Genomic DNA, 14,091 nt, shown 5'->3' with positions numbered 1-14,091 from the left:
TAAATGCGTTATTCAATCCAGTCTGCGCCGGCCGTATTACGTTCTCCCAGGAACTCGTCCACCCTGTTTTCTGAAGCTGCCCGGATAGAGTTCTGTGATCCGTTCATCTTCGGCACGTTGCCCTGGTCATCCATTACTTCCTGTTCAAAGCTGCGCAGCACGTGGTTTTTAGCTCTTTTTTCCGAGATGGGCACCTTGCTGACATCTCCCATATCCACTTTTTTGATGGTGAGGGTCACGTCATCTCTCAGCTTACCTTCCGCGTCGAAGAGCATTTCTGTCGCCTTTTTGTGTTTTTTCTCACCGCTGGCCAGCCTTTCCAGCAGATTATCCGCAGAGCCCGTATATACTTTACCGTCATGTTCGATATGATATACGCCCGGTCCTTCCGGCACGCCCAGTTCCCTTAACTGCGCCTTGCGGCATTCCAGTCCGAACGGGTCAATATAGGCATTGGGGTCTTTCACATAAGCGTACAAGGTAGTACCGTTGCCCACCAGGCCGATAGGGTCCTGGCTGATATACTGTCCTTCTTCAGGGCTGTAGTAACGGAAACGGTTATAGTACAAACCGGTCTCCACATCTTCATACTGCCCCTGGAAACGGAACGGCACGAAGTCTTTGCTTCCTTCGAACTTACGCACATTTCCATAAATATCCAATTCGGCGCTCCATATTTTCTCACCTTCACGGTTATACGCTTCACAGGGGCTGCCGATATGATCGGTGATGATAGCATACTGGTCTGTGGCAGTGAGCTTGGCGGCCGGGCACATCGTACCTTCGTCAAATACCCAGGTGACGAGGCTTTCCGGCGGCACCGGCTCGGGCCGGTCCATCACCAGCTCGCCATATTCATTGACGGCCGTCACCGGTTTTTCGGTTAACGGGTATGACCATTCGTGCAATAGTTTGTTGGTATCCCAAACATAGCGGGTAACGCGGCCGTTGAAGACCTTCTCTGTCCTCCGGGCCAGCGCATCATAACGGAAAGACACCGTTTTCTGGTCGGGGCGCAGCACGGCCTTCAGCATGCCGTTGGCATACCATTCATACTCCCATAGCTGCGGCGTGCCGCCTGTCGTCACGATCTTTTTGCGCAGACGGCCCTCTTCGTCATACTGGAAGCGGGCTTTGTCTGTTTCCACCAGGCGGCCCCCTTCCCCGTATTTGCGGTCTTTCCGGGTTTGTGTTTTATAGAGATTCCCTCCTTTATCGGGCAAACGGTAATCGTAGCTGCCATCTTCGTATTGCGCCCATGCCAGCTGGCTCCATTCATCGTAACCGTAGTTGACGGTGCCGCGTGTAAGCGCATCGGTGGCCTGCCGCAGCCGTTGGTTGGCATCCCAGTGATAGAGGCGATGGCGGGTGGTCCTGCCGTTGCTGTATACCTGATGCGCATCCGGCGTACCGGCAGCAGACGAGCCGGGAAGGTAGTTCCAGTTGCTTTTCACGCCGCCCGGCAAAGTACGTTCTATCTCCAGTCCCAACAGGTTGCGCTGGATATGGGCTGTCCAGGGGTCCTGCTCTCCTGTGGCGGCGGTAATGCCGGTCAGCGCACTGAAGCTGTCCCATTGCATTTTGATGTCCGCGCCCAGGCTGCTTTTCAGCGCTGTACGTTTACCATCGGAATTGTACCGGCTGTTGATCACGCAACCGTCCTGCCATTCCGTGAGGATATTGCCGGCCCCATCTCTTTCAAACCGCACCTGGCTGTGATTGTTGGTCGCTTCTATGATCTGGCCGTTGCGGTTGTAGTTGAATGTTTCAAAGCTGCCGTCGTTCCATTCCACCCGGGAAAGCTCCCCGTTGGTGCTGTATTCGAAATGGGTCCACTGGTTACCGGGGCGGTGTACCCGGACCACGCGCCCGGTACCGTCGCGCTCAAAATGCCGCACCAGCCCGTCGAACCCTGTCTCGGAAACGATCTGGCCTGCTGCGTTGCGGACGAAGCGATAAGTCTCTCCCAGCGGGTTCACGATAGCGGTCAGCTGCTCGTCGGTATTATAAACGTAATGTGTTTTCCGGCCGTTTTCATCCCGCTTTTTCAGGCTGCCCAGCGCGGTGTATTCGTAACGTATCTCATGTTGTTTGTCCTTCGCCGTTACTACTTCGCTGTAGGCGTTATATTCCAGCTGTATATGATTACCGTCAGGCAGCCAGATATCGGTGGTGCGGCCCAGCAGATCATAGCGGAACTGCTGCTGCTCCCGGAATGGATTGGTCACCTTCAGGCACTGTCCCCAGGCGTCATAACGCCATTCGCTATGGGTGCCGTCCGCCATGGTGACGCTTTGCACGTTGTAATCTTCATCATAGGAGATGGCGGTATAGCTGTCATTCTCCTCTTCCACCCGGCTTATCAGCTGATGTTCATTATACCGGTAGATCCGTATGCGGCCGTCACCTTCCGTAATGGTATGCAGCAGCCCGGAGCCGGCGTAGTAGATAAAGGTGCGGCTGTTTCCCTCCGCGTCGGTGACGCTGATCAGTCTTCCCTGCTCGTCGTAGATGGCCCTTGTTTCACTGCCATCCGGTTTTACCATGCCTGTTTTATTGCCTCTTTCGTCATACGTGTAACCGGTAACGTTACCTTCGGCATCAATCACCCGGTAAATTTCCATGTCGTCCGTGTAATCATAGAAAACGGAATTGCCAAGCGGATTTTTTACCTGGTGCACAACAAAGTCCGGTGTATAGTAGTAAGTGGTCGTATGTCCCTGTGCGTTGGTCACTTCATTATAGCCTTCTTTGGGATGATAGGCGATGAAGCCCTCCATAACGCCGCCATCGCCATAAGAATGCACGCAGCGGCGCTGCTTGTCGTATTCCCAATAGAAAGACACCCCGTCACGTCCGGTCTTTTTTACCATCAGGTGGTCTTCGTAGGCGATATGCGTTGTCTGGTCGAGCGCGTCTGTCACCGCTACCAGGTCACCCTCTTCGCTGTAGGCGTATTGCACCAGCATCTTTTCTTCTCCCCGATGGCGGCCGGTGACACGGAGGATACGTCCCCGGGGATCGCTGGTGATCAGCAGATGCCGGCCGGCGCTGTCGGTCACCCGCAGCAGGTGCCCCTCCGCATTGTAATGGAAAGTGACCAGGAAATCGGATTCCGTGCTGATGCTCATCAAACGGTACTGCTCATCCTGCGGATGTACTTTACGGAAAATACAGGTGTAGCGGTTGTCCTGCTGAAACAGTGCAAATTCGTCATGATGGGTGCGGGTAAGCTGTAGCTTCTCATGCCGGTTGTAGTCGGTGTTGCCGGCAAAAGGCAGTGCATCAAAGACAGCCGTACGGCCGTCTCCCAGCAATACTGCCGTAACGCCTTCCTGTGGCAGCTCTTCCAGCCGCATATCGTACTTCAGGTGATTACCGCGGCCCAGCAGCCCTTCAAAGGGACTGTCGCTGTTCCAGGAACGCTCCCATTTGAGTGGAACAGGCCCCGGCAATTCAAAGTCCGTATAATCGTAGATAACGATGCCCTGCACCAGGTCCACCGGTTCCAGTCCTTTCTTACAGAGCATGCTGCTCAGCTTATTGCTGCCTATCTTCTTTTGCAGTTTGTGATTGAACTTGGTCAGTGCTTTCTTCCCCAGTTTACCGGCGCCTTTCAGCAGCGCTCCGAACCCGAACGACATGATAAGGTTTAGCAACACACCGGCCCAGTCCGGCACAAAAGGGCCGCCAACCATCACCGGTTTGCCAAAAGACAGCGGGATGGAATACGAAGTAGGCAGGTACAGGCTGGGGATGGGAATAAATTTCTTACCGGGCTGCAAAGACAGCGGCATGCCGATATCATTGCAGGTCATCAGCATGTGCCCGGAAGGACTCATCAGGTTACCTTCCACTTTTACTTTTTTACTGCCGAAGAAGTTCACGGAGTCGTGCCCGATCATCGGCGCCAGCAGGAACGGGCCTCCCATCGGGATGTGAAAAAGAAATACCAGCATGCCGCTGGTGTCGCTTTTCCCCCGTGGCACGTGGTTGATGCGCGTGGTAGCGCCCATGAAAGGGATATAGTCCATCGGATCTATTACCAGCCCGATGTAGGGATGTGGCAGCGGCACCGGGAAACCAAGGAGGATCACAATGTGAATATCCAGTCCCAGGACAGGCGTAAAGTGTTTATTGGTTACCAGCATCGATATGGTTTGGGGGTCTTTCAGTTGACCGGATTAAACAAAATGGATTCGGACAGTTTATGGTATATAAATATAAGTATTCCTAACCAGGAACGGATATTCCGGGCATAAATTAATTATTTGATGATATGGGTGAGATTATTTTGTCGCCTCCAGCGCGACGGCGTTTTTAAACCGTATTTCTTCTTCTACCAGCCGGAACATTTTATCAGCGGCGTCGTTGAACGCGCAACGGCGCACCTCCCGGAAGCCCGCCTTCTGCAACTGGTGTGCCAGCGAAATATGGTCCCACATGTAAAGGTGTTCCCTATTACCGAAAGCTGACTGCACCAGCTGCCGTATACCGCGCTGCCGCTGCAGTCTTCCCAGCAGGGTTTCCTCCATGAACTTCATATTGGCTTCGCTGTCTTCCACATGCAGGTTATGGAGGTAGTTCCGCGCAGCTGTTTCCAGGTCGGGCAACACACAGCGGAAACGGCCACCGGGCTTCAGCATGGCGTAGGTATTACGGATAGCCGTAAGACAGTCCTCATATGACAAATGTTCCAGCACATGCGAACAATACACGCCATCACAGGAATTGTCCCTGACCCCTGGCAACCCTTCAAGAATATCTCCCCGCTGCACGTCCGGATGGAAGGTAACATGCATCCGCTTTTTCAGTAAAGATCCGATGAGCGGCAACTGCTGCAGCCGCAGGGTAGGCGAAGCGTCAAAGTTCTTCCAGCCCGCAGGCGCGGAAAAAGGTCCGCTGCCATACTGTACATATAATTTTCCTCCTTCCATAAACGACGTAAACATATTTTTTTATAAGCAATAAGGTGACAGGGCCCGCGAAAATGGTACAGCTTGCCTTTTTCATCGGGATAGCGTCCATCCGGGTATAGGGCAGCAGGGCTTACCAGGGTTAACCCATCAGCAGAATAACAGCAGACAAACACAATTTGTTGGCCTGCCTCCGCATCCTGTGCCTGGACTACCGGTCTTTATAGAAACTGTACCAGTTGGCCCTGCCGGATGCCCTGTACTTTTGTTTTGCAATCGTGCAATTACAAAAAACTTTCAGCTATGTCAAAAACGGAAGCAGCACAAAAACAATTCAGTTCAAAAGATTTTCATCAAACCTTCGCCAGGCCAACCTACGTCAAACCCTCCCATGTTATCCACAAGAATGTGGAGCGGGCGGGCGTACACAGCCAGTTTTCCGCCGAAAGGAAACATCCGGTATTTTTTGTGGACCTGCCGAGCAAAAACGTAAGCCTTACGATCGGCGGTTTACTTCCCGGCCAGAAAACCCATCGCCACCGCCATACTTACGAAACCCTGCTGTATGTGCTGGAAGGCAAAGGCTGGACGCTGGTGGAAGATGAGCGCGTGGAATGGGAAGCCGGCGACGCCGTGTACATTCCCTCGTGGGCGTGGCATCAGCACCAGAACCTGAGCGACAGCGAACCCGCTAAATACATTGCCTGCGAAAACGCACCGCAGCTGCAGAACCTGGGCGTAGCCCTCCGCGAGGAAGAAGGCAGGGATTTCTAATGATTCATCCGGCGTCTTCCCCGGAAGACGCTTTCTTTAAAACAAAACACTATGAATAAAACACCATTTAAAGGGGTGATCGCGTATCCTGTTACGCCGTTCGACAAAGAAGAAAAAGTGGACATCCCGCTGTTTAAAAAACAGGTGGAACGCCTGGTAGTCGCCGGCTGCCACGGCATTGCACCCCTGGGAAGTACCGGCGTGCTCCCCTATCTTACCGATGAAGAGAAGGAGGCGGTCACCGTTGCCGCCATAGAACAGGTAGCGTTCCGTGCCCCAACGCTGGTGGGTGTTTCCAACCTCACCACGCAGAAGACCATTCACCATGCGCAGTTTGCAGAACGGGTGGGCGCCACGGCGGTCATGATCATTCCCATGAGTTACTGGAAACTGACCGACAACGAAATCATCAGACACTATGATGCCGTTGCGTCGAAAATCTCCATTCCCATTATGGTGTACAATAACCCGGCCACCAGCGGGGTGGACATGTCGCCAGCGTTGTTGAAGCGATTGCTGGAAATACCCAACGTAACGATGATAAAGGAAAGTACCGGCGACGTGCAGCGCATGCATTTTTTAAGAAAGACGCTGGGAGAAGAGGTCGCGTTTTATAACGGTTCCAATCCTTTGGCCCTGGCAGCCTTTGCCGCCGGAGCGACGGGGTGGTGCACCGCTGCGGCCAACCTGGTCCCGGAACTGAACATAGCGCTGTACGAAGCGGTGCAAAGCGGCGATCTGCACGAAGCTCAAAGACTGTTCTACCGGCAGGTCAACCTGTTAAAATTCATTGTCGCCAAAGGCCTTCCCAGATCGGTCAAAGCCGGACTGACACTGCTCGGCGTGGAAGGCGGCGAGTTCAGAAGCCCGCTGCAACCGTTGTCACCGGAAGAAATAACTGAACTCAGCCACATCCTTGACGAGGTAAAAGGCGCCGTGACGGCTTAAAGCAGACGACCATGAACACCGATACGTTGAAAACGGACGGACCGGACAGCGCTACGGCCGGTATCACGGTGACCGTGACGCTGGGAGGCGTGACAAGCCAGGTGACGTGGGACGAACAGATTCCCCTCCTCGATGCCCTGCTCAGCGCCGGGATAGCCGTACCATATTCCTGCTGCCGGGGGCAGTGCGGCACCTGTGTATGCCAACTGCAGGAAGGGGAAGTCCGCCTGAGAAGGAACTATGTGCTGTCAGCAACCCACCTGGAAAGCGGCTTGATCCTAACCTGTGTGGCCAGCCCGCAAAGCAGTCATATCAGGATAAATTACGACACTTTGTAGCCGCCCTTCTCAGATTATTTAGGTATTTTTGTGCCGGTTCTTTTTAAAATCTGTTTAAATTTAATTCCCGACAAAAAATATAATATATTAAAAAATAAAAAAGAGAGACTTATGAATGTAAAAATTCATAAGTCTCTCTTTTTTAGGCCGTTTCCTGAATTTTCTGCGCACAGCGTTCCGGTGAATTCAGGTAAAATTAAAAGAGGTTATGGCGCAACGTGTGAAAGTGGTTTTTGCTGTTTTATTCCTGTTCATCAGTTTCCACGGGTTTTCTCAAAACCCTGCCGACACTGTTAAAGAAGCACAAAAGACGATTTATTTTTTCAGTGGTATCGGAGCGGATTCCACAGCTTTTATGAACCTGCAGCTGCCGGGTTACCGCAGGGTCTATATTTCCTGGATACCGGCATTGCCCGACGAAACGATTGCACAGTACGCAGGACGGATCAAAAGCCAGATCACGGCGGAACATCCCTATATCATCGGGCTGTCCTTCGGTGGCATTGTGGCCGTAGAGGTTTCCAAACAAATCAGGATAGAAAAAATGGTATTGATCTCCTCTGTCAGAACAAAAGATGAGTTGAACAAATTCCAGTTCTTTTTCATGAAACTGGGCCTGTACCGGATCATTCCGGGCTCGCTGCTGAGAGGCACCAATTTCCTGACGAACAGTTATTTTGGCGCCAAAACCCGGGTGGACAAAAAAACGCTAAAGAAACTGCTGCAGGCAACAGACGTCTCTTTTTTCCGCTGGGCGCTGAAGAGCATTGCCTACTGGGATAATAAACAGATGCCCGAACGCACCATCCAGATACATGGAACGGCCGACAGGGTGATTGCCAGCAGGCTGGTACATCCCGACTACCGCATTAAAGGCGGCGGGCACATCATGGTTTTTAATAAGGCTGATATCATCAGTAAGATTATCACGAAATATTTTAACGAATAACACAGGTTGCTATTTCTCCATCTCCGCTACCAGGTTTTTCGCATTGGTATTCCCCGGGTCCAGCGCCAACGAGCGCTTATAATTCGCCAGCGCTTTTTGCTTGTCCCCTTTTTTGTAGTAGGCCTCTCCCAGGCTATCGAAGACATTACCGGAAGAAGGGAACAGCCGGGTATTGTATTCAAAAATGGCAATGGCATCATCTGTTCTGTCGTGACCAAGGTAATAATAGCCGATGTTATTAAGCGGCGCTTCGCTGTCAAAGTTGTACTGGTCCGTGTGTTGTTTTTTCAACTGTTGATACAGTGCGAGGCACTGCTGTGCGTTCAGCGTGTCCAGCATTCCTTTAAAGAGAAGTTCCGCCGGCTTTTTGGGCTGTTGCCAGGGTTTTCCGTCGAGAATAGCCTGGATAGCGGCATTCAGCTCATATAAATTCCCCTGTTTGTTATTGGTCATCAGGATGATGGTACGGCCTTTGGGCGGATCGCTGACCAGTAATGCATTGAAGTGCAGGCTGGAGCCATCGTGCATATGCCGGACGATGCGATCGCCTTTCATCTCTCCTCCACCGAGTCCCGCCTGTTTGTTCGGCCCTGCGGGATACAGGATGGTGCGGGTATCTTCCGGAGACAGCAGCCGGAAACCGTCGATGCTCTGCGACCATTTATAGAAATCATCCAGCGTAACGGCCGTCCAGCCGGAGATCGGATAAAACAACGCGTCCGGTTTGCGGTCATCACTAAAAGCGATGGCCACCAGGCTGTCTTTTTCTGTCGGGTCTATCAGCGAGGCGGTCATCCCGCAGGGTTGCAATTGCTGCTTTTCCACGAACATATTAAACGGCATACCGGTGACCTTTTCAATGATCCGCCGCTGCAGGAATACGTTCGCATTGTTATAGGCATAGTTGCTTCCCGGCCGGAACATCAGCTGTGGCAGATCTTTCAGGTCCTGCAGGATGTCGGCATCGGATTTTGCCGTTTTCCAGTTGATATCCGGCAATCCGCTGGTATACTGCAACAGGTGCTGTATGGTGATACTATCCGCCCAGGAAGGCAGTCCCGGTACATACCGCGACACTTTATCCCCGAGGCTTAACTTCCCTTGTGCTTTCAGCATCATGATACCCACGGCGTTAAATTCTTTTGCGATGGAGCCGATATGAAAACGGTGCTGTACCGTCAGCGGTACGTTGCCCGTGACATCTGCCGCGCCGATCGCCGTTTTATACAGCACTTTGTGACGATCGGCCACCAGCAAGTTGCCATTAAACACGCCGAGGCGGTGCGCCCTGCGGACCATAGAATCGATCATGGCCGCCTGCCGGGACTGGGCGGTGGCAACGCCGCATACGGCGGTGGTCAGCAACAAAAGGGGAACGAGCTTCATATAGTGGAACAAGTTTACGTATAATAGCAATCGTCAAAGCTGCCGGGCAGCATAGGCTATATGAAAATACTATTTTCCGGAGATTGTACCGCTTTTCCTATCTTCGCTCCAAACCTATGTCATGAAAAAAACATTCGACGCCTTGTAGCACCAAATGTGTTTACAAGTGAGCAAACTTAAAATCCTGAAAACAACTGACCATCGGAGAACGTACAATCTCGTAAGAAAAGAAATGTACGCCGCATGTCCGCGTTGCAGGTGGCACGCTATCTTCCAGAAGAGCTGCCCTGACTTTCCTTACGAAGGGATGCGATACTATGAAGATGGCATAGACAAGCCCGAAAAGCTGAAATACAGGTTTCATCCCAACTGGAAGCTGGTATCTAAAAACAAGAAACAGTGGAAGAAGAAGAAATTCCTGTCCGAACGAATCGATTTCCATGACGGTACTTTTTACATCCGCTTTGGCTGGTAAAACAGTGAGCCTTGCAACGCGGTTGTAAGGCTTTTTACCCCTCCATAACACCACGATAAGAAAATCAAAATAAAACCCGACATTTACACCGCCGGAGCATGATCCCAGTCCCACCTGCGGGCGGAAGGCATTTTTCTCCCGCCTGTCAACCATTTCCGATAGTAAACGATCACACATGAAACCATTCCTGTCGCTTTGTCTGTTATTATGCATGGCAGCCGGCGCCCGCTCCCAGTACAAGCTGGACAGTATCATCCGCAATACCAAAACGGCCCGGCATGTACGTATCCCCGGTACGCATCTGTATATGATACCGCCGGCGCAGTATACTATCGCCAAAAACTTTATCGGCCTCCATCACAAAGAGAGGGGCATGATCAATGTGTACGACCTGCCGGGCGGTAACTTCTATACCAACGCCGCCTCCTTCAGCAAAGCCGCTTTCGTTGAAAAAGGCGCCACGGTGTACGATTACCAGGAACTTAATATCGATGGCTACCCTGCCAAATTCGTGGCGGCACAGGGCGCTCCTACCCACATCACCCTCGGACTTGTTTTCGGAGACACCACCTTTTCCACCTCTGTCATGGCGGTATACCCCACGGGCAACGAAACCGCCCGGAAGGAAATGCTGGCCTGCCTCCGCAGCATCTGGTACGACCCGCAGCAGATAATAGATCCTTTTGAAACGGCCAATTTTACCATGGACACCAAAGAAACACCTTTCCGTTTCTTTAAATATGCCGCCAGCCTCTATATTTACACCGTCAACGGGGCAGACACCAAAGAAGATCCCGACGGCCCGTTTGTGATGGTGGCCCAGTTTCCCAATGACAACACCGCGCCTCCGAAAGAAATTGCCGCGATGATGGTGGGAAAATTCCGCGAGTATGGCCTTACCGACCCGGAGACAAAACAGGAAAGCAGCGACCGTATCAATAACAACGAAGCTTACCAGGTTGAGATACAGGGACAGCTCAAAAACAAACCCGTGACCGCCTATTGCTGCGTGGTGGTAAAAGGCGACCAGGCCATTGTATTGCAGGCCATCAGTAAAAAAGATACCACCGGCGACCTTCAGCATTTTAAAAAAATGGCCGCCTCCATACAGGTTAAATAATTTCATTTTATGCCGATGATCACCATTACACCACTCGACCAGTACCCGCTTCCGGACAAACCACGCCGCATCATGCGGTATGTGTTGCTGTATTGCCATACCGGCTCGCTGGTGGTCTCCGTCGATCACCGTGACTTCCCTTTGGGGGCCGGCGATGTGATCACCATCACCTCCGGGCAGATACATCATATCCGGGAAAACCACCAGGCTACAGGCTACCTGCTGGAATTCACCCTCGATTTTTTCTGTAAGGATGATAACGACATAGAACTGATTTTCCACAACGGCCTTTTCTGTCATTTTGCGATGAACGAAGTGATATCCGTCGGCAGTGGCGTGGCAGACAGGCAGCTGGCGCTGATACAGGAAGAAGTGGCCCAACAGCCCTATCAATACCTGATCTCCGTACATAGCCGCATAACACTGATACTGGTGGCCATCAACCGGGCCAAGGTACAACGGGGCGATGAGATCTGGAAACCCGACGCGCTTTTCCTCCGGTTCCTGGAAGCTGTGAGAAACAATTTTGAGCATAATTACACCCTGAAACAACTGGCCGTTCTCCTGGGCACTACTGAAGCCAAACTCAACGAGCTGGCCCGCCTGCATGCCGGCAAAACCGCCCAGAACGTGATCTATAGCCTCGTTACTTCGGAAGCCAAGCGGCTGCTGACCTATGGCAGCCTTACGGTAAAAGAAGTCGCCTATAAACTGGGCTTTAACGACCCTTTCTATTTCTCCAATTTCTTTAAAAAACAGGCTCAGTTATCTCCCAAACAGTATAAAGAACAATACGCCCTGTAAATGTTACATGTTTTTTACAGGATTCTCTATTCTCTAACCCCTCCCGAAAAGCCAACTTTGTACTGTCAAAAACAAACAGTACATGAAATCATATCAGGACATCGCCGCTTTGCTGCTGCGGCTCTCACTGGGAGCCGGCTTCCTGTCGGCCGTGGCCAGCCGGTTAAACCTCTGGGGAAGCCACTCTTCCGGCTGGAATAACTTTCTGCAATACACGGCACAGGTCAACTCCTTCGCCCCTTCCCGAATAATACCCGCTATCGCTGTAGTGGCCACCTTCCTGGAAGCATCACTGGGCATTATGCTGCTGACGGGATTCAAAACCCAGCTGGCCGCCTGCATTGCGGCAGCGCTCACCCTGTTGTTCGCCGCGGCCATGACATACTCCTACGGAATTAAAGAGCCGCTGGACTATTCCGTATTCGCCTTCAGCGCCGGCGCTTTTTTGCTGGCCACCCTCCCCTCCTATCGCTGGAGTATTGATCAATTATTAAATTCATAATCATGCATACAGACATCCAACACTACATTACGCACAGTAACCAGCAAGACTGGCTGCCGCTCATCGAAAAAGGCATTCACTACAAAGGTATTTTTGTTAAGTCATTGCGGTATGACGAAGCCAGTCAGCGGTCGAAAACGATCCTGCTGAAATTTGAGCCGGGCGCTGTCTACCCGTATCATAATCATCCTGCGGGAGAAGAAATTTTTGTCTTAAGCGGGGAAGCGGTACTGGAGCAGGTTACTTTGTCGGCCGGCGACTACCTGTATACGCCGCCGGGATTTAAACATTCCGTTAGCAGTCCTTCCGGATGCACACTCTTCTTTGTGATCCCGGAAGAAGTGGAGATACTGGGATAATATCTCGCGCCCCGGCGTTGCTGCGCCGGGGTGTTTTACCTGTTATTAAAAGCGTCGAAAGCCGTTTTCGTATAGGGTGGTTCCATTTTAAAACGGTATACATGCACTACCTGCTCTTCTCATTCCTTCAAATGCCCTATTCACCGGCAAAACAGGTGATCTTCATCATGACGGCCCCATCAATCAGCAGGAGTCCTTATAAGCACAAAAAAGCCTTTAAACGGGGTAGTTTAAAGGCTTCTTTTGTTGTTTCATTTTATGCGGGCTTTCACCGCCCAAACCTTTCGGGATGGAAAGGCCGCAGGTCCATCGATGCCGGCTGTCCGGCCACCAGTTCGGCCACCAGTTTCCCGGTAGCCGCGCCGAGGCTGATGCCCAGCATGGAATGACCTGTGGCAACTGTTACATTGGGATAGCGGGACAGGTTCCCGATATAAGGCAGACCGTCGGCGCTGCAGGGCCGGTAGCCGTACCATACCTTGTCTGCCGGCGGAACTGCCATATCAAAGCCGGGGAAGTACCGTTTCACCGAGTCGAAGATGCCCTGCACGCGCCGCATCCGCGGAGGGGTATGCAACGGGGTGATTTCCATCGTTCCTCCGAAGCGGATTTTGTTGCCATCCATGGGAGAGATAGCCACCCTTGCTTCGCTGAGGATGATGGAATGATGTACTTTGAACGGCGTATTTTCAAACGTAACAGAATATCCTCTGCCGCCTACCATGGGGATATTGAGTTTCAATTCCCTGGCGAGGGCGGTGCTCCACACACCGGCGGCCAGCACCACATGGTCCGCTTCCAGTGTGGCGGCGGCAGTACGTACACCGGTGATCCGGTTGCCGGTGGCTGTGAAGCCGGTCACCTCCTGGTGCGGCATGAACTGTACGCCCTGTTGCTCCAGGTAAGCCAGCAGGTTGCGCATCAGCAGGTTGGGATACAACTGCGAGTCGCCGGGAAAATACACTGCGCCCAGCGCTTCCAGCGGCATATCCGGTTCCATTTGCGACACCTGTTCCCTGTTCAGCACGCGGGCTTCAATGCCCAACTCCGCCGCCTCTTTCACTGTTTCATGGGCATGGTGGGCGTTCTGTTCTGTCTGGAACAGTTCCATCATACCGATAGGCGCATAAGCGAAATCCAGGCCGGGCACAGTGTTCCACGACTCATACAGCTGTTTGCTGAGCAGGGCGATATCGCGCAGCGGAGCTGCCGAACGCGCTACATGCTGCCGTGTGGCGCTCTTCATAAATTTCAGGCCCCAGTTGACCAGGTCGCGGTTAAGCGAAGGCTGTATATAAAAAGGGCTGGACGCGTTCAGCATCCATTTGAGGCCCTGCCGTACAATGCCGGGAGTAGCGAGCGGCACAAAGTGGCTGGGCACACATATCCTGCGTTGCCGTAGGAACAGCCCTGCAACATATCTGTCCGGTCTACCACCGTCACGCTGTAGCCTGCCTGTTGCAGGTAATAGGCGCTGCCCAACCCGATAATACCGCCGCCGATGATGATTACTTTCATAG

14 protein-coding genes are annotated in these 14,091 nt (G+C 52.3%); 9 read left to right on the top strand and 5 right to left on the bottom strand.

Annotated elements, in window-relative coordinates:
- Positions 1-8: 8 nt before the first annotated feature.
- Positions 9-4,151 carry an RHS repeat-associated core domain-containing protein gene (locus HF324_RS12250; protein WP_168859884.1) on the bottom strand — a complete coding sequence of 1,381 codons (4,143 nt, stop codon included), beginning with the start codon at positions 4,149-4,151 and terminating at the stop codon, positions 9-11.
- 138 nt (positions 4,152-4,289) lie between these two features.
- On the bottom strand, positions 4,290-4,937 hold the full coding sequence (locus HF324_RS12245; protein ID WP_168802732.1) for a class I SAM-dependent methyltransferase: 648 nt from the start codon (positions 4,935-4,937) through the stop codon (positions 4,290-4,292).
- Positions 4,938-5,219: 282 nt separating this feature from the next.
- Here HF324_RS12245 and HF324_RS12240 point away from each other — a divergent pair, with 282 nt between their 5' ends.
- The 4 genes from HF324_RS12240 to HF324_RS12225 all read left to right on the top strand — a co-directional run bounded on the left by HF324_RS12240 (position 5,220) and on the right by HF324_RS12225 (position 7,925).
- Positions 5,220-5,690, top strand: a complete 471-nt coding sequence (locus HF324_RS12240) for a cupin domain-containing protein (protein ID WP_168802731.1) — start codon at positions 5,220-5,222, stop codon at positions 5,688-5,690.
- A gap of 51 nt (positions 5,691-5,741) precedes the next feature.
- The gene (locus HF324_RS12235; RefSeq protein WP_168802730.1) at positions 5,742-6,638 is read left to right on the top strand and encodes a dihydrodipicolinate synthase family protein; all 897 of its coding nucleotides are present in this window, start codon (positions 5,742-5,744) and stop codon (positions 6,636-6,638) included.
- A gap of 11 nt (positions 6,639-6,649) precedes the next feature.
- Positions 6,650-6,976: a 2Fe-2S iron-sulfur cluster-binding protein gene (locus tag HF324_RS12230; RefSeq protein WP_168802729.1), complete on the top strand. Its 327-nt coding sequence runs from the start codon at positions 6,650-6,652 to the stop codon at positions 6,974-6,976.
- 208 nt (positions 6,977-7,184) lie between these two features.
- A complete protein-coding gene (locus tag HF324_RS12225) occupies positions 7,185-7,925 on the top strand; it encodes an alpha/beta fold hydrolase (RefSeq protein WP_168859883.1) in 741 nt (246 codons plus the stop codon).
- 9 nt (positions 7,926-7,934) lie between these two features.
- Here HF324_RS12225 and HF324_RS12220 read toward each other — a convergent pair whose 3' ends face one another.
- Positions 7,935-9,311, bottom strand: coding sequence for a serine hydrolase domain-containing protein (locus HF324_RS12220; protein WP_168859882.1), 1,377 nt, complete (start codon positions 9,309-9,311; stop codon positions 7,935-7,937).
- A 166-nt stretch (positions 9,312-9,477) separates the two neighbouring features.
- Between HF324_RS12220 and HF324_RS12215 the strand changes: the two genes are divergently transcribed.
- The 5 genes from HF324_RS12215 to HF324_RS12195 all read left to right on the top strand — a co-directional run bounded on the left by HF324_RS12215 (position 9,478) and on the right by HF324_RS12195 (position 12,571).
- Positions 9,478-9,786 carry a hypothetical protein gene (locus HF324_RS12215; RefSeq protein WP_168802726.1) on the top strand — a complete coding sequence of 103 codons (309 nt, stop codon included), beginning with the start codon at positions 9,478-9,480 and terminating at the stop codon, positions 9,784-9,786.
- Positions 9,787-9,961: 175 nt separating this feature from the next.
- Entirely contained in the window at positions 9,962-10,906 is a 945-nt protein-coding gene (locus HF324_RS12210; protein WP_168802725.1) for a hypothetical protein, read from the top strand.
- A 9-nt stretch (positions 10,907-10,915) separates the two neighbouring features.
- A complete protein-coding gene (locus HF324_RS12205) occupies positions 10,916-11,710 on the top strand; it encodes a helix-turn-helix domain-containing protein (RefSeq protein ID WP_246269513.1) in 795 nt (264 codons plus the stop codon).
- 82 nt (positions 11,711-11,792) lie between these two features.
- The gene (locus HF324_RS12200; RefSeq protein ID WP_168802724.1) at positions 11,793-12,212 is read left to right on the top strand and encodes a MauE/DoxX family redox-associated membrane protein; all 420 of its coding nucleotides are present in this window, start codon (positions 11,793-11,795) and stop codon (positions 12,210-12,212) included.
- A 2-nt stretch (positions 12,213-12,214) separates the two neighbouring features.
- Positions 12,215-12,571: a cupin domain-containing protein gene (locus HF324_RS12195; RefSeq protein ID WP_168802723.1), complete on the top strand. Its 357-nt coding sequence runs from the start codon at positions 12,215-12,217 to the stop codon at positions 12,569-12,571.
- Positions 12,572-12,839: 268 nt separating this feature from the next.
- On the opposite strand, the gene HF324_RS12190 is transcribed toward HF324_RS12195, so the two are convergent.
- Together HF324_RS12190 and HF324_RS33390 are read right to left on the bottom strand one after the other, a co-directional pair.
- Complete coding sequence (locus tag HF324_RS12190; protein ID WP_220101305.1) at positions 12,840-13,952, bottom strand: NAD(P)/FAD-dependent oxidoreductase; 1,113 nt, start codon at positions 13,950-13,952, stop codon at positions 12,840-12,842.
- Positions 13,886-14,089 (bottom strand): FAD-dependent oxidoreductase, encoded by a 204-nt coding sequence (locus tag HF324_RS33390; protein WP_220101304.1) that lies wholly within the window; start codon positions 14,087-14,089, stop codon positions 13,886-13,888. The genes HF324_RS12190 and HF324_RS33390 overlap by 67 nt, the downstream gene beginning before the upstream one ends.
- Positions 14,090-14,091: the final 2 nt, after the last annotated feature.

It is taken from the genome of Chitinophaga oryzae, from assembly GCF_012516375.2.
GTDB lineage: Bacteria > Bacteroidota > Bacteroidia > Chitinophagales > Chitinophagaceae > Chitinophaga > Chitinophaga oryzae.
The sequence above is the reverse complement of the archived record's forward strand: the minus strand, read 5'-3'. Positions and strand labels throughout refer to the sequence as shown.